This window comes from Ruegeria sp. AK4 (genome assembly GCF_056541025.1).
Genome location: NZ_JBQFXS010000001.1, coordinates 42483 through 64818 on the forward strand (window position 1 = coordinate 42483; position 22336 = coordinate 64818).

The window sequence follows — 22336 nt, forward strand, 5'->3', positions numbered from 1 at the left end:
ATGAAAGTTTGCATCTTTGGTGCCGGAGCCATCGGAGGTTTTGTTGCCGCAAAGCTCGCGCAGACGGACGTTGACGTCAGTGTCGTCGCGCGTGGTCCCCATCTGGCCGCAATGCAGGAAAAAGGGCTGACTCTGCTTGAGGATGGGCGGGACCCGATCAACGTGCCAATTCGCGCCTCAGACAATGCTGCGGACCTTGGCCCGCAGGATTACGTTTTCATCACGCTAAAAGCGCACTCAGTTCCGGCTGTTGTTGACACAATGCGGCCCCTGATTGACGGCGAGACGACACTGGTGAGTGGAGTGAACGGGGTGCCCTGGTGGTACTTCCACAAGCTGAATGGTCCCTATGAGGGGACGCGTTTGGCCTCGGTGGATCCGGGTGACGTGCAATGGAACAGTTTAGGGCCGGATCGGGTGCTTGGATGTGTCGTCTACCCGGCCGCAGAAGTTGTTGCCCCGGGATCGATCAAGCATGTCGAAGGCAATCGGTTTTCATTGGGCGAGCCCGATGGCTCTAAATCAGACCGTGCTGCCAAGTTTTCGGCGGCATTGTCCGCCGCTGGGTTGCGTGCGCCCGTCAGACCAAGAATTCGGGACGAAATTTGGTTGAAACTGTGGGGTAACCTGTCGTTCAACCCGATTTCCGCCCTTACCCACGCAACACTTGATGTCTTGTGTACCGATCCGGACACGCGCGCCGTGGCACGCGGAATGATGCTCGAGGCTCAGGAAATCGCCGAAAAACTTGGGGTCAGGTTTCCGATAGATGTTGAAAAACGTATTGATGGCGGGGCGGCGGTTGGCGCGCACAAGACCTCGATGTGGCAGGACTTGGAGTTGAGCCGGCCAATGGAAATTGACGCACTGGTCACTTCAGTGCAGGAATTGGGGCAACTGACCGGCATCGCAACACCCACAATCGACACAGTGGCATCACTGATAAAACTGAGGGCAAAGGTCGCCGGTCTTTATTGAGTTTCCGTAAACGATCGTCCGAAGGGATCAGCTTTGGGCGGGCGGGGAATTGAATGGCGATGCGGCACTACTTTCTTCGGAAATCGCGCGACTGAACTACAGCGCGACGGTCTGCCACGGTATTCTCCAAGCATGCGTAATCAGCACGGCGGTCAGGGCGGTAGCTGATTGCCGACGACCCCTTCAAATTCCAACCGGGTATGGATGCGATAAGCGGCATCCAAAACCGGCCGACTTGACACTGTTGGTCTTTCATCAATAAATTTGACATTAATTTCCGCGCGACATGTTGAAACTTGGTGTGAGAAAAGAATTGAAACGCAAAATCCGAAACATGGAAGAATTTGCGACAATCAGTGGGATTTCCCGGCCCACCGTCTCAAAGTACTTTAACGATCCGGACAGCGTGCGCGTTTCCACAAGAAAAAAGATCGAAGACGCGCTGGAAGAGTACGACTATCATCCGAATGTTTTTGCGATCAATCAAAACCGGCGTACGACCAAGAATATCGGTGTTGTCGTACCTAATCTGGCTGACCCCTTCTTTTCCGAGATCGGCAGACGCGTGGAACTTGCATGCATAGACGCCGGTTACAGCCCGATTTTGCTCAGTTCGCACGGTAATCCGGAAATGGAGCGAGACAATCTAAACTCGCTCAGATCCCTCAAACCCGCTGGTGTTTTGTTGGCACCGTTCGGAAGGTTCTCGGACACAGACACCGTCAAGGCATTTGACGAAGAAATTCCGGTCGTCCTGTTTGATGCCAACGTGAAAGATGTCGGGCGGGCATTTGTCGGTACCGACCATTTTCAAAGCGTTGACCTGATGGTCGAGTACCTGTGCCGCAGCGGCGAGCCGCCTTGTTTTTTCGAAATGAAGAAGCCGCTCAATCCGAATGCCAATAAACACAGGCAGGCATATATCGAAAGCATGGAGCGGCACGGCCAGACGCCGAACATTTTTCAAGCGGACGGGGAAGGCTGGGACTTTGAGGCAATTGGAAAAGCCGAAGGCGGCAGGCTCTTGTCCGAAGGGGCATTCAACACCAACACGATCCTGTGCAGCAACGATCGCTTTGCCATTGGTCTTTTGTCAGCGGCCTATGGGCTTGGCTTCAAGGTCGGTCACGGTCCGGAATGCAACCTCAGGATTGCGGGCCACGATGATCATCCCTTTTCCCGGTTCACATGCCCGCCTCTGACAACAATCGCGCAGGATTACGAAGCTATCGCGAATTGCTCGGTGTCCACACTGTTTGCATTGTTCGAGAACGGAGAATCCCCATCAGAAAGGCAGGAAACGCTGTTTGACGGGCGTTTGATCATGCGGGAGTCGGCTTAGGGAATTATTAGTCGCGCAACCATCCTTAAATTTACGCGCGTAAATTTTTAATTGACTTCGCGTTGTGATTTTGACTAAGGTCGAAGTCATCATCCAACGAGGAGGAGAATTAGGATGTCATTCAAACAAGCTCTATATGCGGCGACGGCAATGACACTCGTCACTGCTAGTGGCGCGCTCGCAGAGAATCTTGTCATCGCCACCGTGAACAACGGCGATATGATTCGCATGCAAGGATTGACTCAGGACTTCACCGATAAGACAGGCCACACGGTCGAATGGGTCACATTGGAAGAAAACGTCCTGCGCCAGCGTGTTACCACCGACATTGCCGCCAAGGGTGGGTCTTTCGACATCATGACCATCGGCATGTACGAAACTCCGATCTGGGGTGCCAATGGATGGCTGGTCTCGCTTGACGACCTTTCTGCCGAATATGACGCGGATGACATCCTGCCAGCAATGCGCGCCGGCCTGAGCCACGATGGCACTTTGTACGCTGCACCGTTTTACGGCGAAAGCTCGATGATCATGTACCGCACCGACCTGATGGAGAAGGCCGGTCTGGAAATGCCCGAGGCACCGACCTGGCAATTCATCCGTGAAGCCGCAGCGGCGATGACGGACCGCGAAAATGACATCAACGGGGTCTGCCTGCGCGGCAAGGCAGGATGGGGTGAAGGCGGCGCCTTTATTACCGTGACCGCAAATTCATTCGGCGCCCGCTGGTTTGACGAAGACTGGAATGCCCAGTTCGATCAGCCGGAATGGGCGGATGCCCTGAACTTCTTCGTCGGCATGATGGAAGAATCCGGCCCCACCGGCTACGCGACGAACGGTTTCAATGAGAACCTGAACCTGTTCCAGCAGGGCAAGTGTGGCATGTGGATTGACGCCACCGTGGCGGCTTCGTTCGTTACAAATCCCGACGACTCCACCGTCGCCGACAAGGTTGGTTTCGCGTTGGCTCCGAATAGTGAAGGTGTCGACAGGAAAGCAAACTGGCTGTGGGCCTGGGCGCTGGCGGTTCCCGCCGGAACGCAAAAAGAAGCCGCGGCAAAAGAGTTCATCGAATGGGCGACCTCAAAAGACTATATTGAACTGGTTGCCGAAAACGAAGGCTGGGCCAACGTACCGCCGGGTGCGCGTACCTCATTGTACGAAAACCCCAACTACCAGGAAGTTCCCTTCGCCCAGAAGACACTGGACTCAATTCTCGCGGCCGATCCGACAAACCCGACTGTGAAGCCGGTTCCGTATGTCGGCGTCCAGTTCGTGGCAATCCCGGAATTCGCGGGAATCGCGACCGAGGTGAGCCAGGAGTTCTCGGCCGTCTATGCAGGTCAGCAAACCGTTGACGAGGCGCTGGCCAAGGCCCAGGCGATTACCAACGACGCTATGGAAGCAGCTGGCTACCGCTAAGCGCTCCAGCAGTCTCGGGCAATACTCTTCTCCCAAGTGTTGTCCGAGACGCCATCAATTATCAAAAACTTTGCACTGTTTAAGATAGCCTTATGGCAATCAACAGAGGAGGTATGCCCGATGGCTACTAAACACTCCCGATCAGCGGCGCGGCTTATGATGGCCCCAGCGGTCATCTTGCTCCTCGGCTGGATGCTCGTTCCCTTGATCATGACGCTTTTATTCTCATTCAAGCAATACCTGCCCTTGCGTGGCGGAGATCTTGGGTGGGTCGGTTTCGACAACTATGTTCGTTTCGTCAGCTCCAGCGCGTTCTGGCCGTCGGTGATGGCCACCCTGACCATCGTTGGCGGAGTTCTTCTGATCACCGTGATCTTTGGCGTATTGCTGGCAATCCTGTTGAACCAGCCGATGTGGGGGCAGGGTGTCGTCCGCATTCTGGTCATCGCACCGTTCTTTGTCATGCCGACGGTTTCCGCGTTGGTGTGGAAGAACATGTTCATGGATCCGGTGAACGGCCTGCTCGCCCATTTGTGGCGCTTTTTCGGAGCCGAGCCGATCTCGTGGCTGTCCGAGGCGTCTTTGCCTTCGATTGTCATGATCGTTTCCTGGCAATGGCTGCCCTTCGCGACGCTGATCCTGTTGACCGCCATCCAGTCATTGGACGGGGAACAGCTGGAAGCGGCGGAAATGGACGGCGCACCGCCGCTGAAGCGGTTCGGCTACATCACTCTGCCGCATCTCAGCCGGGCGATTACGATCGTGGTTCTGATCCAGACGATCTTCCTGCTGGCAATCTTTGCAGAAATTTTCGTCACGACCGGAGGTGCCTTTGGCACGCGCACGCTGACCTACCTGATTTTCCAGCGTGTTCTCGAAAGTCAGAATGTTGGCCTCGGTTCAGCCGGTGGTGTCTACGCAATCATTCTCGCCAACATCGTTGCGATCTTCCTGATGCGCATCGTTGGCAAGAACCTGGACGCGTGAGGAGGAAAAAATGGCCCGCGCAGTAACTCAACAACGTAAGATCATCAATACAGCCGCCGCCTGGGGTGTTGGACTGCTGATCTTTTTCCCCATCCTTTGGACCGTCCTGACCAGCTTCAAAACCGAAGCCACCGCAATTGCAGACCCTCCGGTGTTCCTGGCATTCGACTGGACGCTTGAAAACTATTCTGCGGTGATGGAGCGGTCGAACTATGCCCGGTTCCTTTGGAACTCGATCATCATCGCAGGTGGGTCGACGATATTGGGCATCATCGTAGCAGTCCCTGCGGCGTGGTCGATGGCGTTCGTACCGTCCCGGCGTACCAAAGACATTCTGCTCTGGATGCTGTCCACCAAAATGCTGCCGGCGGTTGGGGTTCTGTACCCGATCTACCTGATCTGCATCAAACTTGGCATCCTCGACAGCCGGGGCGCGCTGGTCATCATTCTCATGCTGATGAACCTGCCGATCATCGTCTGGATGCTGTACACCTACTTCAAGGAAATCCCCGGTGAGATCCTGGAAGCGGCACGAATGGACGGTGCGACGCTGAAAGAGGAAATCCTCTATGTCCTCACACCGATGGCGGTTCCGGGCATAGCCTCGACCTTGCTGCTGAACTTCATTCTGGCCTGGAACGAGGCGTTTTGGACGCTGAACCTGACGGCAGCCAATGCGGCACCGCTGACGGCCTTCATTGCCAGCTACTCCAGCCCCGAAGGCCTGTTCTTCGCCAAGCTCAGTGCAGCATCAACCATGGCCATTGCGCCAATCCTCATCCTTGGCTGGTTCAGCCAGAAACAACTTGTCAGCGGCCTGACCTTCGGCGCCGTCAAATAAGGAACTTGACCAATGGGACAAATCAAACTCAACCAAGTGACCAAAAGCTTCGGCGACGTGCAAGTCATTCCGCCTCTGGACCTCACGATTGGAGACGGCGAGTTCACGGTTTTTGTCGGACCTTCGGGCTGCGGTAAGTCGACGCTGCTGCGCCTGATTGCGGGGCTCGAAGACATCACCTCAGGTCATATTGAAATCGACGGCTCGGACGCGACGGATGTGCCCCCCGCAAAGCGCGGTTTGGCAATGGTGTTCCAGTCCTACGCTCTGTACCCGCATATGTCGGTCCGCAAGAACATTGCGTTCCCGATGAAAATGGCGGGGATCGATGAAGACGAGCAAAACCGCCGGATCGAAGGTGCTGCGAAGGCGCTGAACCTCACCGATTATCTGGATCGGCGTCCGGGGCAATTGTCAGGCGGCCAGCGGCAGCGCGTGGCCATCGGCCGGGCGATTGTTCGCGAACCGGCGGCCTTCCTTTTCGACGAACCGCTGTCCAACCTCGACGCAGCCCTGCGCGTTGGAATGCGGCTTGAGATCAGTGAACTGCACGAACGGCTCAAGACGACGATGATCTACGTGACCCACGATCAGGTCGAAGCCATGACCATGGCGGACAAGATCGTCGTTTTGCGGGCTGGTGTGATCGAACAGGTGGGTTCACCGCTCGAGCTTTATCACAGCCCACGCAACGAATTTGTCGCGGGCTTCATCGGGTCTCCGAAAATGAACCTGATCAAGGGAGCCGAGGCCGAGAAGAACGGCGCAGCCACAATCGGCATTCGCCCCGAGCACACGGATGTCAGCACCACTGACGGCATGTGGAAAGGCGTTGTCGGGGTGGCAGAGCACCTTGGATCAGACACGTTCATTCACGTCCATGACACAGGTCTTGCCGACATGGTGACTGTTCGGATTACCGGTGACATTCAGGCCAAGCACGGCGACACGATCTATCTGTCGCCGCAAATGGACAAGCTGCACAAATTCGACGCTCAGGGTCTGAGGATCGGATAATGCAACTGGCTGGAAAAACAGCCCTGATTACAGGCGCCGCCCGGGGAATCGGGCGGGCCTTTGCCGAGGCCTACGTTAACGAGGGCGCCCGGGTGGCCATTGCCGATATCAATATCGACAGCGCCCGCCAAAGCGCTGCGGCCCTTGGCGAAAATGCAATTGCGGTGGCCTTGGATGTGACCGATCCGGTCAGTATCGACAACGCCGTGTCAGTTACCCTGGCCGAGTTCGGTCACATTGACATCCTTGTCAACAACGCAGCACTTTTTACGGCCGCCCCAATTGTTGAGATTGAGCGCAACGACTACCAGCGCGCTTTTGATGTCAATGTCGCAGGTACTCTTTTCATGATGCAGGCCGTGGCCCGGCACATGATCGAGCGCGGGAAGGGCGGCAGGATCATCAACATGGCAAGCCAAGCCGGCAGGCGCGGAGAACCGCTGGTCGCGGTCTATTGCGCTACGAAGGCGGCGGTTATCAGCCTTACCCAGTCTGCCGGACTGAACCTGATCAGGCACCGAATAAACGTGAACGCTATCTCTCCGGGGGTCGTCGATGGCGAGCACTGGGATGGCGTCGATGCGTATTTCGCCAAGTACGAAGGCAAGGCGCCCGGGCAAAAGAAAAAGGAAGTCGATGCCGCGGTGCCATACGGGCGCATGGGCACGCCGGACGATTTGACCGGCATGGCTGTTTTTCTGGCAAGCGATGCGGCGAATTACATCGTCGCACAAACTTACAATGTGGATGGTGGGCAATGGATGAGCTGATCTCCCTCTCGAACGCAACACTCGATCAACTAACCGTCGAACGCCCGAGATATGACCGTGCCGCCTTGAAACCCGGCATTGTTCATATAGGCGTCGGCAATTTCCACCGGGCGCATCAGGCGTGGTACCTGCATCGTTTGATGCAACAGGACAAAGCCCAAGATTGGGCCATAATCGGCGCGGGCGTGCGCCCATATGATACGGTTATGCGCGAGAAACTGCTTGCTCAGGATTGCCTCACGACCCTCATCGAGCTTGACCCGGAAAAAACCTCTGCCGAAGTCATAGGGTCCATGATCGACTATGTGCCGATTGAAGAGTCCAATGCGGCACTGATCCGCACGATGTCCGATCCGGCCATTCGCATCGTTTCGATGACCGTCACGGAAAGCGGATACTACATTGATCAGGTCACAAAGAGGTTCGATACCAACCACCCTGACGTGCAACATGATGCACAAAACCCTTTGACACCAAGAACGGCATTTGGTGCCGTCGTGGCCGCATTTCGCAATCGGCGCGACGCAGGGCATGCCCCGTTCACCGGGCTGAGCTGCGACAATCTGCAAAGCAACGGCTACGTCCTTCGGCAAACTGTGGTTTCGCTGGCGCGCTTGTCTGATCCGGACTTGGCCGATTGGATCGACGCCAACGCTGCATTCCCAAATTCGATGGTGGACTGCATCGCCCCGGCGACAGGTCCAAGCGAACTGGCCCTTGCCGTGGACTTTGGAATTGATGATGCCGCAGTCGTTACGCACGAGGCGTATCGCCAATGGGTGATTGAAGACAAATTCTGCGCAGGGCGTCCGGATTGGGACGAGGTTGGCGCGATCTTCAACGATGACGTTCACGCTTACGAAACCATGAAAATCCGCATTCTCAATGCCGGACATCAGGTTCTCGCCAATGTGGGCGAGATTTTGGGGCTTCAAACGATTTCCGAATGCATGCGGAACCCGGCCGTCTCGCAATTCTTTGGTAAAGTTCAAAGAACCGAAATCGCGCCTACAGTTTCATCGGTTTCCGGGAAAACTCCGGATGAATACGTAAGCCTCATTGAAAGCAGGTTCTCAAATCCAAGGATCGTGGACACAACCCGAAGGGTGGCTTTCGACGGATCGGCGCGCCATACCGGCTTCGTTTTGCCGATCCTGCGGGATCAGTTGCAGGCAGGGCGTTCCGTCGTCGGCTTAGCCCTGGTCGAAGCCCTGTGGGCCCGAATGTGCGCCGGCATGCGTGAAGACGGCAGCGTGATCGAGGCCAACGATCCCATTTGGAACAAATTGACCGAGGCCGCCCTTGCCGCAAAATCAAATCCGGCCGCGTGGCTGGAACAAAACTGGATTTATGGCGACTTGAAGGACGCCAAACAGTTTTCGAATGCGTTTTCCATGTGGTTCGATATGGTTTGGCAGAAGGGGTGCGAGGCCGCCCTTATCGCATATGTCGACGGGACTTGAGTCAAAATCTGTGGTCTTTATGGTTGGTACTTTTGGTAAGAAACGACGGATGACCGACCGGGACTGTCTGTCGCGTGGGGTGCAGATGTGTTGGAGTTGAAATGAGGAAACTCATGCACAACGCACGTGCTCCATATGCGGTGCCCAAAGAGACGGGAGAAAAACATGAAACCAGAGCAGCTGAGAATGGCCCGTCATGCACTGGGGTTATCGTTAAAGGAATTTGCGGATTTGTCGCGCGTGTCTCACATGACTGTGCATCGTTTTGAAGCCGGGAAAAGTGGGGTCAAGCACGCTATGATCGAAGCTATGCGCACGACACTTGAAGCCGAAGGTGTTCAATTCCTTAGATATGGCAGTACGTCCGACGGTATCGGCGTCGCCATCAAATCCAATCCGACGTAAACGGGGCACCTGTTCCATTATGAAATCAGAAATCCTAAGACATCTCACTTATTCGCTGGGCAAAGATGCCGCGCATGCATCGACCTATGACTGGCGCATGGCGGTATCGCTTACCCTGCGCGACCGAATTGTCGACCCCTGGTTCGCAAGCACACGTGAGACGTACCAGTCCGGCGCAAAGCGCGTTTACTACCTTTCGATGGAATTCCTGATTGGCCGACTTGTCGAAGACATGACCGCGAACCTGGGATTGACGCAAGAAGTGCGCGAGGCCCTGACAGAACTGGGTCAGGATATGTCTGCCGTTTTCAATGACGAACCTGATGCCGCCTTGGGCAACGGCGGTCTTGGGCGGCTGGCGGCGTGTTTCATGGATTCTCTCGCCACCCTTGGCATTCCGGCGTACGGCTATGGAATTCGCTATGAACATGGCCTGTTCGAGCAGAGTTTCGTCGATGGCCGCCAGGTCGAAAAGGCGGAAACATGGCTGAGCCAGCGCTTCGCGTGGGAGTTTGAGCGCCCTGAAGCCTGTTATCGCATCTCATTTGGCGGCTATGTTGCCCACCACGATGGCAAGGCCGAATGGCACCCCGCTGATACAGTTCAGGCGCAGGCCTTCGATACGCCGGTTGTTGGCTGGAAAGGCACATGGGGCAACACGCTCCGGCTATGGTCTGCCCGCCCCGAGAATGAGTTTGATTTGGAAAGCTTCAACCGGGGCGACTATTTGGCGGCCAGCCGTTCAGAAGCATTGGCGCGTACGATTTCGCGGGTTCTGTACCCCGACGACACCACAGACGCGGGCAAGGAACTGCGACTGAAGCAGGAGTACTTTTTTACCGCAGCATCGATAATGGACTTGCTGGGCCGCTTCCTCAGCGATCATGGCGACATTCGCGAGTTGCCGAATGCCGTTGCCATTCAGCTCAACGACACGCATCCGGCAATTGCCGGGCCCGAATTGGTTCGCATTCTGGCGGATGAACATGACCTGCCGCTGGACGAAGCCATTGCGCTGGCGCGCCGGTGCCTTGGATACACCAACCACACGCTTTTGCCGGAAGCGCTGGAACGTTGGCACGAAGGGTTGCTGGGCCGCGTCCTGCCGCGGCATCTGGAGATCATCCGGGCCATCGATGAGCAACAGCAGCAAGAGTTTCCCGGCAGCCCGCGCATCCTGAAGCATAACGAAGTTCATATGGGTGAGCTGGCCTTTATCATGGCGCATAAGGTCAATGGCGTCTCGGCCTTGCATACCGATCTGGTGAAGGACACGGTGTTTGCCGATCTGAACCGCATTCACCCGGCCCGGATCATCAACCAGACCAACGGCATCACTCCGCGCCGGTGGCTGCACACCTGCAACCCGGTTCTGAGCGATCTGATTACCCGCGAAATCGGCGATGGCTGGGTCGCGGATCTGGAACAGTTGAAGCACCTGAAAGGCCGCGCCGGGGATCGAAGCTTCCTGAACGATTTCAGCGCCGCCAAACGCCATAACAAGGAACAGTTGTCGAATTGGATCGCGACCAAATGCGGCATTACGGTTGATCCGGATGCGATCTTCGACGTCCAGATCAAGCGCATTCACGAATACAAGCGCCAGCTGATGAACATTCTGGAAACTGTAGCGCTGTGGAATGAGATGCGGGACAACCCCGGTGCCGAATGGACACCACGGGTCAAGATATTCGGCGGCAAGGCCGCGCCGGGCTATCATGTCGCCAAGCAGATCGTCCGGCTTGTCAATGACGTGGCGAAGGTCATCAATACCGATCCTCTCACTGGCGATCTTCTGAAAGTTGTGTACCCCGCCAACTATAATGTCACGATGGCCGAAAACCTGATCCCGGCCGCAGATTTGTCCGAGCAGATTTCCACTGCCGGGAAAGAGGCTTCTGGCACAGGAAACATGAAATTCGCCCTGAACGGCGCGTTGACGATCGGCACGCTGGACGGGGCCAATGTCGAAATCCGCGAACATGTGGGGGCAGACAATTTCTTTCTGTTCGGCCTGACCGCGCAGGAGGTCATGGAGCGACGCAAGGTCCACGAATACGCCCGCGCCGCAATTGCCGCCAGCCCACGGCTGGAGCGTGTTTTGGGCCAGATTTTCGAAGGGGTGTTTTCCCCCGAAGAACCGGGCCGCTATCACGCGCTGATCGGCACGCTTTATGACCATGACTACTTTATGGTCACCTGCGATTTTAACAGCTATTTCGACACGCAACGCCGCACCGATATCGCCTATCGCGACAGTCAGAACTGGGCCGCGATGGCGCTGCAGAATACGGCCAGTATGGGGTGGTTTTCGTCGGACCGGACGATCAGGGGCTATGCCCGGGATATCTGGCAGGCAGACAGTGTGCTGACCGAACCTTTGGGTAAATCGGCATGAGCAGCGACCTCCTCCAGGCCGGGGCTGCGGCCGCCATCGCTCGGGGTGAGCATGGCGATCCGTTCTCGGTTCTTGGATTGCACGAGGTCGACGGGCGGTTGGTGATCCGCTGTTTTCACCCCGAGGCGGACTCGGTTGAGGTTCTGGACCAAAAAACCGGGCGGAAATTATGCGCGTTGTCCCGGGTTGATGCAGGCGTTTTTGCTGGCGTCATTCCGCGCCGAAGAAAGCGTTTCCCGTATGTGCTGCGCCTGACACGCCAAGGCGACAGCTGGACCGAGCAGGATCCCTACGCGTTCGGGCCGGTTCTTGGCGAAATTGATGAATATCTTCTAGGCGAGGGCACCCACGGTCAGCTGTGGCGCGCGCTCGGGGCGCATGTGACGTCGCATGAAGGCTGTGACGGCGTACATTTCGCGGTGTGGGCACCCAATGCGCGGCGGGTTTCGGTTATCGGCGACTTCAACGGCTGGGATGGGCGCCGCAACGTGATGCGGCGACGCGGCGCAACCGGTGTGCACGAAATTTTCATGCCCGGGTTGGGCGAGGGGGCCGTTTATAAATTCGAAGTCGTGGGGTCTGACGGGCATCTGATGCCGGAAAAGGCCGACCCGGTTGGATTTGGATCTGAACTGCCACCCAAAACGGCCTCGGTCGTGCGCGATCTCCGCAATTATCGCTGGGCCGATACGGATTGGATGACCAGTCGAGGTTCACGCCAGAAGGTGGATCAACCGATTTCCGTTTACGAGGTGCATCTGGAAAGCTGGCGGCGTGTTCCGGAACAGGGTGACCGGTCGTTAAGCTACCGGGAACTGGCAACTGAGTTGGTGACTTATGCCAGTGACATGGGCTTTACCCATATCGAACTGACTCCGATCTCGGAATACCCTTTTGGCGGTTCGTGGGGCTATCAACCCGTCGGCCTGTTCGCGCCGACCGCACGGTTCGGTGCGCCAGACGACTTTCGGGCGCTGGTGGACGCGTGCCATCAAGCGGAGATGGGCCTGATCATCGACTGGGTGCCGGGCCATTTTCCGTCCGATCCGCATGGGTTGGGGCGGTTTGACGGGTCCGCTCTGTATGAACATCTCGACCCGAAAGAAGGGTTTCACCCGGACTGGAACACGCTGGTCTACAACTATGGCCGGGCCGAAGTCTCGAACTACCTGATCGCGAACGCAAAATTCTGGATGGAGGAATACCATATCGACGGGCTTCGCGTCGATGCGGTGGCCTCGATGCTGTATCGCGATTATTCGCGGGAAGAGGGCGAATGGGTGCCCAACGTCCATGGCGGGCGCGAAAACCTCGAGGCCATAGGCTTTCTGAAACAGATGAACGAGGCCGTTTATGCGGCCCATCCCGACGCGATGACCATTGCCGAGGAATCCACGGCCTTTCCGGGCGTTTGCGCCATGACGTCCGAGGGCGGGCTGGGCTTTGGCTTCAAATGGAACATGGGCTGGATGAACGACACCTTGCGGTACATGGCCGAAGACCCCGTGAACCGAAAATACCACCACGACAAGATGACCTTCGGGCTGCACTACGCCTTTTCCGAAAACTTCGTGCTGCCGCTCAGCCATGATGAGGTCGTGCATGGGAAAGGATCATTGCTTGGCAGAATGCCCGGCGATGACTGGCAGCGATTTGCCAATCTGCGCGCCTATTACGGCTTCATGTGGGGCCATCCGGGCAAGAAGCTGATGTTCATGGGCGGCGAGTTCGCGCAGAGCGCCGAATGGAACCACGAACAAAGCCTTGACTGGCACCTTCTAGAGCAATCCAACCATGCAGGTGTGCAACGGTTGGTGCGGGACCTGAACAAGCTCTATCGCGACACGCCGGCCCTGTACCAGAAAGACGCGCGTCCCGAAGGGTTCGGCTGGATCGATGGCGGCAATGCCAGCGATTCAGTATTTTCCTGGGTCCGATATGGGGCCAATGACAGCGCGCCGGTGTTGGTTGTCGCCAATTTCACCCCGGTCACCCGAACGGATTTCCACGTTGGCGTTCCCTTTCCGGGTCATTGGGCGGAGCGTTTAAACACCGATTCCACGTATTATGGCGGCAGCAATCAGGGCAATGGGGATGGGGTGTACTCCGAACCGATCGCGGCGCATGGCTGCGAAAACTCGGTGGTGATGACGGTTCCGCCCCTTGCCACCGTTTTCTTTGAATACAGACGCGAATAGACCGGCACCAATTTTGGGAGGACGCCCATTGAAACAAGATCGTCGCAGAATGGCCAATCAGACCATGGCCTATGTTCTTGCAGGTGGCAGGGGAAGTCGTCTGAAGGAAATGACAGATGTCCGCGCGAAACCGGCGGTTTATTTTGGCGGAAAGACAAGGATTATCGACTTTGCCCTGTCCAACGCGGTGAATTCCGGCATCCGGCGGATCGGGGTCGCGACCCAGTACAAAGCACACAGTCTGATCCGGCACCTGCAAAGGGGATGGAGCTTTTTTCGGGCGGAACGGAACGAGTCACTGGACATTCTGCCTGCGTCCCAGCAGTTGAACGAAGACAATTGGTACAAGGGCACAGCCGATGCGGTGACCCAGAACATCAATGTCCTGCGTGGCTATGGACCAAAATACATTCTCGTGCTGGCCGGGGATCACATCTACAAGCAGGACTATTCGCTGATGATCGAACAGCATGTGCAATCCGGCGCGAAGGTGACGGTGGGCTGTATCGAGGTGCCGCGCGAAGAAGCCAAGGGCTTCGGTGTTATGGATGTGGACGAGACGGACAAAATCCTCAGCTTTGTTGAAAAGCCCGCCGACCCGCCGCCGATGCCCGGCCAGCCGGATATGTCACTGGCCAGCATGGGTATTTACGTGTTCGAAGCCGAATACCTTTATGACATTCTTCAGGCCGACGCGAGGTCGGAGACATCCAGCCACGACTTTGGCAAGGACATCATCCCGACCATCGTGGCCGAAGGCGGCGCGATGGCGCATCCGTTCAGCCGCTCGTGCGTCATGTCGGGGCTTGAGGATAAACCCTATTGGCGCGATGTCGGGACGATTGACGCCTATTGGCAGGCCAATATCGACCTGACCGATTTCAAACCGGGTCTGGACATTTACGCCACCGACTGGCCGATCTGGACCTATTCGGAACTGACGCCCCCGGCGAAATTCATTCACAATGAAGAAGGCCGTCGTGGTCAGGCCGTTTCTTCGATGGTGTCGGGGGGCTGCATCATCTCGGGTTCGTCCCTGTATCAGTGCCTGTTGTTCACCGGGGTCAAAACCCATTCCTTTTCACAACTGGAAGGCACCGTCGCCTTGCCGTATTGCGAGGTTGGTCGCCGGGCATACCTGAAGAACGTGGTGATCGATCGGGGTGTGAAAATCCCGCCCGGGCTGATTGTCGGTGAGGATCCAAAGCTTGACGCCAAGCGGTTCAGGCGCACAGAAGGCGGCGTTTGCCTGATTACCCAAGCGATGATCGACCAGCTGGATATGTGACATGAAAGTACTGATGGCCGCCTCGGAATGCGCCCCCCTCATCAAGACCGGAGGGTTGGCGGATGTGGTTGGCGCGCTTCCTTCTGCGCTGTCCGGGCATGGCATCGACTGCCGCATTCTGTTGCCGGCCTATCCTTCATTGCAGCCCTTGCTTAGTGAGGGGCGTCAGGTCGCGCAGTTCGATGATCTGCCCGGCGGCTACGGTCAGCTGGTTCAGGTCTCTACCCAAGGCCTGGACCTGCTGCTGCTGGACGCGCCGCAACTGTTTGATCGTCCCGGTCTGCCCTACACCGATCCCGATGGTGTGGATTGGGCAGACAATCATCTGCGTTTTGGCACGCTGGCAAAGGCGGCGGCGCGTGTGGGGCTTGATGGCGTCGACGGTTGGCATCCGGATATCGTCCACGCACATGACTGGCAGGCGGCTCTGACCCCTGTTTACCTCAGACAATCCGGTCAAGCCGCACCCAAGTCGGTTTTGACCATTCACAACATTGCCTTTCAGGGCCGTTTCGGCCCTCACGTCCTGTCCGAACTGGGGCTGCGCGGGGATTGGTTTCATCCAGAAGCGCTGGAGTTTCACGGCGATCTCGGGTTTCTGAAGGGCGGGTTGATGTTTGCCGACCGGATCACGACGGTCAGCCCCACTTACGCCCGGGAGATCCTGACATCACAGTATGGAATGGGGCTGGAAGGCGTGTTGCAGTCCAGAACGGATAAACTGAGTGGCATTCTGAATGGAATTGACACCAGTACGTGGGATCCCTCGGGCGATCCGGCGCTTGCCCGAAGCTATAACGCGCGAAGCTTGGGGCGGAAGCATGACAACCGTGCCGCGATTGCGGAACGCGTTGGGCTGGATTCCGATGCCTCGGGGCCGCTGTTTTGTGTCATCAGCCGGTTAACGGAACAGAAAGGGCTGGACGCGCTGGCCGATGCCGTTTCGCACATTGTCGAACGCGGTGGCCAACTGGCTGTTTTGGGGTCTGGCGAACCAGCACTTGAACAGGCTTTTGTCGAAGCCAGCCAGCGCTTTGCCGGTTCCGTTGGCGCGGTGATCGGATACGACGAAGCCTTCGCCCATCTGCTGCAGGGCGGGTCTGACGCCATTTTGATCCCGTCGCGGTTTGAACCTTGCGGTCTGACCCAGCTTTATGGGCTGCGTTACGGCACCTTGCCCGTAGTTGCGCGAACGGGTGGATTGGCCGACACGGTGATCGATGCAAATGTCGCTGCGCTGAACGCGGAATGTGCAACCGGGTTTGTGTTTGGCGAAGTGTCAAAATCTGGCATCGAAGCTGTGCTGGATCGCGTTTTCGACTGCTTTGATGACCAGAAGACGTGGCAGATGATGCAACGCGCAGCGATGCGGCAGGCGGTTGGCTGGAACCAATCGGCGCTGGAATATACTCAACTGTATCAGAGCTTGACTGAATGAAGGACCTGGGCCCCGCTCAACTGACAATTCAACCGGGAAACCCGTCGCGGCTGGGTGCGCATTTCGACGGTGAGGGTGTGAATTTTGCCCTGTTTTCCGAGCATGCTTCGCGCGTCAACCTATGTCTGTTCGCAGAGGACGGCAGGACAGAACTGATCCGGCTGGCCATGCCCGAACGCAACGGTGCCGTTTGGCATGGTTATGTGCCGGGCCTGAAACCCGGTGCACTCTATGGCTACCGCGTCGAAGGCCCCTTTGCGCCAGAGCGGGGGCACAGATTCAATGCCAACAAGCTGCTGTTGGACCCATATACGCGCGAATTGCACGGAACTGTCACCCACGATCCGGCCATTCTGGGGTACCTGCCCAACTCCCCTTATGGCGATTTGTCCTTCAGCGAGATCGACAGCGCGCCCTATGTGCCCAAATCCGTCGTCTCGTATCCCGACAGTTTTGCGCCGGATGCGGTGACGCTGGGTCGCCGCTGGAACGGCACGTTCATCTATGAGACGCATGTTAGAGGAGCGACCATGTTGCACCCTGACATTGCCGAAGATGTGAAAGGCACCTATGAAGGGCTGTCCTCACAACCGGTTCTGGATCATCTGACGCGATTGGGTGTGACGGCAGTTGAAATTCTGCCTGTCCACGCCTTCACATCCGAAGGCGCGCTGCGCGCGCGGTCCATGCGGAACTACTGGGGCTACAACACGCTGGGATTCTTTGCCCCCGAGCCCCGCTATTTCGGGCCATCCGGCGTATTTGGATTTCGTGCCATGGTCGAGCGGTTCCATGCTGCCGGGATCGAGGTCATTCTGGATGTGGTCTACAACCACTCTGCCGAAAGCGACCATCTCGGCCCGACCCTGAGTTTTCGCGGGATCGACAATGCGTCGTATTATCTGCTGCTGGACGGGCAGCCGCGGTATTATGTGAACGATACCGGCACCGGAAACACGCTGCAGGTCAGGCATCCGTTTGTACTGCGGATGGTGATGGACAGCCTGCGGTTCTGGGTGCGGAGCATGGGTGTCGACGGTTTCCGCTTTGATCTGGCCACGACTTTGGCGCGTGAGGCGCACGGTTTTGAGGTGGGCGGTGGATTTCTGGACGCCTTGCGACAAGACCCGGTTCTGGCAGGCGTCAAACTGATTGCAGAGCCCTGGGATGTCGGTCCGGGTGGCTACCAACTGGGCCGGTTCCCGCCTGAGTTTTCGGAATGGAACGATCGCTACCGGGACACGGTGCGTAAGTTCTGGCGCGGCGACACGCATTCGGCACAGGATATGGGCTCGGCCCTGTTGGGCTCAGCTGAATTGTTCGACACCAAGGGCCGTCAGGCGTGGTCTTCGGTCAATTTCGTGGCCTCTCATGACGGTTTCACATTGGCTGACACGACCCGCTATGTTCAGCGCCACAACGCCGCCAATGGCGAAGACAATCGCGACGGGCATCACAGCAATTACAGCGACAATTTCGGCGTGGAAGGAGAAAGCGACGACCCCGAAGTGAACGCCGCGCGCCAGCAGAGGATGCGCAACATGCTGGCCACCGTATTCCTTTCACAAGGCACTCCGATGCTGCTGGCTGGTGACGAGGGTGGCAATTCCCAGAACGGCAACAACAACGCGTATTGTCAGGACAATCCGGTCAGCTGGATTGATTGGAACACGCTGGACAGGGATCTGGTCGCGTTCACCGCCGCTTTGTCGCGTTTCCGGGCCAATCATCCGGTGCTCAGCCAAAACCGGTTCCTGCATGGTGCCCAACGGACAGACGGAAAGCCGGATGTCGAGTGGCGCGCCATGGACGGATCGCCGCTGAACTGGCGCGATCCGGGGTTGTCCAGCCTCTGTCTGATCCTGCGCGGCTGCGCCGAATGCGCGGCGGGCGATGCTTTGTCCGATGTGGTCCTGCTGGCCTTCAACAGGGAAGGTGACGCGTTGAAGCTGCGGCTGCCGTCGAGCGGAGGCAGAGTTTGGCGGAAGGAAATCGATACCTCGGTTCCGCATCAGGCGCCTAGTGACATCACGTCTGCCACAACAATTGTTCCAGCAAATTCGGTGGCTGCTTTTGTGTTGAAAGACCGGTCGGTGGAATGATGGGCAGCGACGACAAACTGCGCCGGCTGGCGCAAGATTGCGGCATTCATCTGGGATATCACGCCTGGGACGGAACGCATCAGTCATCGGATCCGCCAACCCTGAAAGCCCTGCTGCGCGCATTGGATATAGACGCCGATACCGAAAGCGCCGTAACCGAAGCCTTGCGAGCGCGAGACGCGGAACGGGCAGATCGGGCTTTGCCGACCGAGCAGGTTATCCCGGCCGATACGCCGTTCGAGATTGCTCTGCCCGCGCCCGGTGAATGGTTTGTGCTGGATGAAGAGGGTCACGCGGTTCAGGAAGGACGGGGGGAAACAAACCTCACGCTTCAACCTCTGCCCGTAGGGTATTTTACCTTGGTCGTGCGCGGCCCGGATCGTCAGGACGAAGTGTTCCTGCTCAGCCGTCCGGCCCATGCGCCGACAATCGTAGACCTGACAGGGCAGAAGAAGGGCTGGGGTGTTTCGGGCGCGGTTTATGCGTTGCGGTCGCCATCAAACGGCGGATTGGGCAACTACACCGATCTCGGCCATGCTATGTCTGCCATGGGGCAATCGGGTGCGATGTATTTCGGGATCAACCCTGTCCATGCGCTGGGGTGGGCGGCGCGTGACACCATCAGCCCTTATTCGCCAAGTCACCGTGGATTTCTGAATATCGATCACATTGCAGCAGGCACCCGGCTTGAACCTGATCCGGCCTGTGCCTTGCTCGATTACCCTGCGTTTCGACAAAAACACCGCCCGGCCTTGGAAGCGGAGTTTCAGCAGTTCCAACAGAATGCGACACCCGCACAACGCCGCGAGTTTCAGATGTTTTGCCGCGCCGAGGGGCAGGAACTGGCCCGCTTCGCTATGTTTGAAACCACTAGTGAGGCGCATGGCAGCGACTTTCGCAATTGGCCAAAATCTTTGCACCAGCCCGAAGGGGCAACGCCAACAGCAAGGGACGAATTTCACGCCTGGCTGCAATGGCGGGCCTCTATTCAGGTCGAGACAGCACAGGCGACCGCCGCTCAGTCCGGCATGGCGCTGGGGCTTTACCTCGATCTTGCCGTTGGGGCACGACCCGGCGGTGCCGAGGTTTGGATGCATCAGGATCTGATCGCACGTGGCGTGTCGATTGGGGCGCCGCCCGATCAGCTTAGCCCGGCGGGGCAATCCTGGACTTTGGCGGCCTACGCACCCAACAAACTGTCGGAAAACCGCTACGAACCCTTGCGGACTTTGCTGAGAAAACTGATGTCCCAGGCCGGGATTCTTCGGATCGATCATGTTCTTGGTCTGATGCGCAGCTTCTGGGTGCCCGAGGATGGCAGCCCGGGCGGCTATATCTCGCAACCCTTCGACGCGTTGCTTGCCGTGGTGGCCATCGAAGCGTGGCGCAATCGCTGCTGCGTCGTCGGCGAGGATCTGGGATTGGTACCCGCCGGGTTTCGCGAACGCCTGAACGCCTCTGGCCTGTACAGTTACGCAGTTTGGCAATTTGAAGGGACTAGCGACGGCGCATTGCGGTCAGCGCAGGATTTGCGCCCGTTCAGCATGGCGTGTTTCAGCACACATGATACGCCGACGATCCGAGGCTTCTGGCGCGGGCGCGATATCGAATGGTGGCGCGCCATCGGTTGGCTGTCCCGGGACAGGGCGATGGAGTTGCATGCCGCGCGGGCCGTCCAGCGGAATTCGTTGCGCCGTCACTGCACCATCCCGCCGGAAGCAAGTTTGGAAGATATCTGTAGCGCAGTGCATTCAGAGCTGGGAAAGAGCCCGGCAGAACTGGTGACGGTGCAACTGGACGACCTGTTGGGCAGCGAGCAGGCGCAGAACCTGCCCGGCACGATTGACGAGCATCCCAATTGGAGGCGTCCGGCACCCGTAGCTGTCGAAGGATTTGCTGCTGTGCAAGGTCTGAAAGACATTCGTAATTCGATGGAACCGGCGCGGGGTGCCCCCGCCACCGTTCAACAGAAGGAAACTGATCCATGCCTTTCGTAGTGTTTCCCTGCACCCCCTTTGCGGGTCAGAAACCCGGCACCTCGGGACTGCGCAAAAAGACGCGGGTCTTTATGGAACCCGGATATCTCGAGAGTTTTGCGCAATCGATCTTCAACGCAATCGGCGGCGCGCAAGGCAAGACCTTTGTCATCGGAGGCGACGGCAGGTTTTTCAACGCCGAGGCCATCCAGATCATCTTGCGCATGGCTGCGGCCAATGGCGCAGCCCGTGCGATTGTCGGGCAGAATGGCCTGTTGTCTACACCTGCCGCGTCCAATCTGATCCGCAAACATAAGGCTGACGGTGGCTTTATCCTGTCCGCCAGTCACAACCCCGGCGGCATCGACGCGGATTTCGGGCTGAAATTCAATGGTTCCAATGGCGGCCCGGCCTCTGAGAGCCTGACGGAAGAGTTCTTTGCCCAGACACAGAGCATCACCGAGTATCACACGCTTGAAGCCGAGGACACCGACCTTGGCAGGGTCGGGGTTTCGGCGCTTGAAGGCATGGACGTGGACGTCGTCGACCCGGTCGCCGATTATGCGGCGCTCATGCGCGAGATCTTCGATTTCGACCGGATCAAAGCCCTGCTTGCCGACGGGTTCACCCTGCGTTTCGACGCAATGCACGCGGTCACGGGCCCTTATGCCACCGCTATCCTTGAAGCCGAGTTAGGTGCCCCAAAAGGGTCGGTGCTTAATTCTGTGCCGTCGGTCGACTTTGGCAAAGGGCATCCCGACCCCAACCCGATCTGGGCCAAACCCCTTGTGGATATGGTCATGTCGCCGGATGGCCCGGATTTTGCCGCCGCGTCCGATGGGGATGGGGACCGCAACATGATCCTGGGCAAGGGGATCTATGTCACGCCCTCGGACAGTCTGGCCGTGCTGGCCGCCAATGCCCGCCTTGCCCCGGGATATGCCAAAGGGCTCGCCGGGGTTGCGCGCTCGATGCCGACCAGCGCTGCCGTCGATCGTGTCGCGGAAAGACTGGGATTGGATTGTTACGAAACGCCAACAGGCTGGAAGTTCTTCGGGAACCTGCTGGACGCTGGCCGCATTACGCTATGCGGCGAGGAAAGCGCCGGCACCGGCTCGGACCATGTGCGCGAAAAGGACGGCTTGTGGGCCGTGCTGCTGTGGCTGAACATTCTGGCCGAGCGTCGGGTCTCGGTCCGCGAGGTCATGGAAGATCACTGGCGGACCTATGGCCGCAACTACTATTCGCGGCATGACTATGAGGCCGTGGACAGCGCCAAGGCTTCTGAGATGATCGCAGATTTGACCGACCGGTTGCCGAAACTCCCGGGCAGCAGCTTCGGCAACCTGGTTATCGCGGCAGCGGACCAGTTTTCATATGTGGACCCGGTAGATGGGTCGGTCAGCAAAAATCAGGGTGTGCGCATTGCATTCGAGAACGGTTGCCGCGGCGTGATCCGCCTGTCGGGCACCGGAACTGACGGCGCTACCGTGCGCATGTATCTGGAACAGTTCACACCCTTTGACGGCGATTTGGGAATGGATACGCAGACAGCATTGTTGGATGTTGCTCAAACAATGGTCAAAATAGCCAAACTTCCGGAATTCTGTGACCGTCAGACACCGGACATCATGACGTGAAAAGACGTCTCGAACGGTCTTGTCCGAAGACCTTGCCCAGGGGCGGGCAGAGCATCTTAACTGGACACAGC

At 57.7% G+C, this 22336-nt stretch carries 16 protein-coding genes; all 16 read left to right on the top strand.

The window, feature by feature from the left end:
* The 16 genes from ACR0EZ_RS00200 (at position 1) to ACR0EZ_RS00275 (ending at position 22265) form a co-directional block, all read left to right on the top strand.
* Positions 1-978 (top strand): 2-dehydropantoate 2-reductase, encoded by a 978-nt coding sequence (locus tag ACR0EZ_RS00200; RefSeq protein ID WP_480609466.1) that lies wholly within the window; start codon positions 1-3, stop codon positions 976-978.
* Positions 979-1264: 286 nt separating this feature from the next.
* Complete coding sequence (locus tag ACR0EZ_RS00205; RefSeq protein WP_480609469.1) at positions 1265-2320, top strand: LacI family DNA-binding transcriptional regulator; 1056 nt, start codon at positions 1265-1267, stop codon at positions 2318-2320.
* A gap of 114 nt (positions 2321-2434) precedes the next feature.
* On the top strand, positions 2435-3742 hold the full coding sequence (locus ACR0EZ_RS00210) for an ABC transporter substrate-binding protein (RefSeq protein WP_480609471.1): 1308 nt from the start codon (positions 2435-2437) through the stop codon (positions 3740-3742).
* A 120-nt stretch (positions 3743-3862) separates the two neighbouring features.
* Positions 3863-4729 carry a carbohydrate ABC transporter permease gene (locus ACR0EZ_RS00215; protein WP_480611109.1) on the top strand — a complete coding sequence of 289 codons (867 nt, stop codon included), beginning with the start codon at positions 3863-3865 and terminating at the stop codon, positions 4727-4729.
* Positions 4730-4739: 10 nt separating this feature from the next.
* A complete protein-coding gene (locus ACR0EZ_RS00220; RefSeq protein WP_480609473.1) occupies positions 4740-5570 on the top strand; it encodes a carbohydrate ABC transporter permease in 831 nt (276 codons plus the stop codon).
* Between the two features lie 12 nt (positions 5571-5582).
* Positions 5583-6587 (top strand): ABC transporter ATP-binding protein, encoded by a 1005-nt coding sequence (locus ACR0EZ_RS00225; protein ID WP_480609476.1) that lies wholly within the window; start codon positions 5583-5585, stop codon positions 6585-6587.
* Positions 6584-7357 carry an L-iditol 2-dehydrogenase gene (locus ACR0EZ_RS00230; RefSeq protein WP_480611112.1) on the top strand — a complete coding sequence of 258 codons (774 nt, stop codon included), beginning with the start codon at positions 6584-6586 and terminating at the stop codon, positions 7355-7357. The genes ACR0EZ_RS00225 and ACR0EZ_RS00230 overlap by 4 nt, the downstream gene beginning before the upstream one ends.
* Positions 7345-8820: a mannitol dehydrogenase family protein gene (locus ACR0EZ_RS00235; RefSeq protein WP_480609479.1), complete on the top strand. Its 1476-nt coding sequence runs from the start codon at positions 7345-7347 to the stop codon at positions 8818-8820. The genes ACR0EZ_RS00230 and ACR0EZ_RS00235 overlap by 13 nt, the downstream gene beginning before the upstream one ends.
* Positions 8821-8985: 165 nt before the next feature.
* Positions 8986-9225, top strand: a complete 240-nt coding sequence (locus tag ACR0EZ_RS00240; RefSeq protein ID WP_480609480.1) for a helix-turn-helix domain-containing protein — start codon at positions 8986-8988, stop codon at positions 9223-9225.
* Positions 9226-9244: 19 nt separating this feature from the next.
* Entirely contained in the window at positions 9245-11623 is a 2379-nt protein-coding gene (locus ACR0EZ_RS00245) for a glycogen/starch/alpha-glucan phosphorylase (protein WP_480609483.1), read from the top strand.
* Positions 11620-13821, top strand: coding sequence for a 1,4-alpha-glucan branching protein GlgB (gene glgB / locus ACR0EZ_RS00250; RefSeq protein ID WP_480609487.1), 2202 nt, complete (start codon positions 11620-11622; stop codon positions 13819-13821). Before ACR0EZ_RS00245 ends, glgB begins: the two co-directional genes overlap by 4 nt.
* 49 nt (positions 13822-13870) lie before the next feature.
* Positions 13871-15109 carry a glucose-1-phosphate adenylyltransferase gene (gene glgC, locus ACR0EZ_RS00255; protein ID WP_480609490.1) on the top strand — a complete coding sequence of 413 codons (1239 nt, stop codon included), beginning with the start codon at positions 13871-13873 and terminating at the stop codon, positions 15107-15109.
* Position 15110: 1 nt separating this feature from the next.
* Entirely contained in the window at positions 15111-16547 is a 1437-nt protein-coding gene (gene glgA / locus ACR0EZ_RS00260; protein WP_480609492.1) for a glycogen synthase GlgA, read from the top strand.
* Positions 16544-18649, top strand: coding sequence for a glycogen debranching protein GlgX (glgX, locus tag ACR0EZ_RS00265; RefSeq protein WP_480609494.1), 2106 nt, complete (start codon positions 16544-16546; stop codon positions 18647-18649). Before glgA ends, glgX begins: the two co-directional genes overlap by 4 nt.
* Positions 18646-20646, top strand: coding sequence for a 4-alpha-glucanotransferase (gene malQ / locus ACR0EZ_RS00270; RefSeq protein WP_480609496.1), 2001 nt, complete (start codon positions 18646-18648; stop codon positions 20644-20646). Before glgX ends, malQ begins: the two co-directional genes overlap by 4 nt.
* Positions 20634-22265 (top strand): alpha-D-glucose phosphate-specific phosphoglucomutase, encoded by a 1632-nt coding sequence (locus ACR0EZ_RS00275; RefSeq protein ID WP_480609499.1) that lies wholly within the window; start codon positions 20634-20636, stop codon positions 22263-22265. Before malQ ends, ACR0EZ_RS00275 begins: the two co-directional genes overlap by 13 nt.
* Positions 22266-22336 lie beyond the last annotated feature (71 nt).